The 518-nt window shown below is 62.7% G+C and carries 1 protein-coding gene; it reads left to right on the forward strand.

The features are described 5' to 3' along the window. A partial coding sequence (locus HZS56_RS37880; RefSeq protein ID WP_216725335.1) for a cbb3-type cytochrome c oxidase subunit I occupies nucleotides 1-518 on the forward strand: 518 nt, incomplete at both ends.

Below are 518 nucleotides of genomic sequence, written 5' to 3' on the forward strand. Positions count from 1 at the left end.
GGCATGACGATGTTCCGCATGCCGATCTTCACGTGGAACGTGCTGCTGACCGGTGTGCTGGTCCTGCTGGCCTTCCCGGTCCTGGCGGCGGCCCTGTTCGCCCTCGAGGCGGACCGGAAGTTCGGTGCGCACATCTTCGACTCGGCCAACGGCGGGGCGTTGCTCTGGCAGCACCTGTTCTGGTTCTTCGGGCATCCCGAGGTGTACATCATCGCGCTGCCGTTCTTCGGCATCGTCTCGGAGATCATCCCGGTCTTCTCGCGCAAGCCGATCTTCGGTTACATGGGTCTGATCGCGGCGACGATCGCGATCGCGGGTCTGTCGGTGACGGTGTGGGCGCACCACATGTACGTCACGGGCGGGGTACTGCTGCCGTTCTTCTCCTTCATGACCTTCCTGATCGCGGTCCCGACCGGGGTGAAGTTCTTCAACTGGATCGGCACCATGTGGAAGGGGTCGTTGTCCTTCGAGACACCGATGCTGTGGTCCACCGGCTTCCTGATCACCTTCCTCTTCGG

It is taken from the genome of Streptomyces mayonensis (genome assembly GCF_018982965.1).
In the GTDB taxonomy this organism is placed as follows: domain Bacteria; phylum Actinomycetota; class Actinomycetes; order Streptomycetales; family Streptomycetaceae; genus Streptomyces; species Streptomyces mayonensis.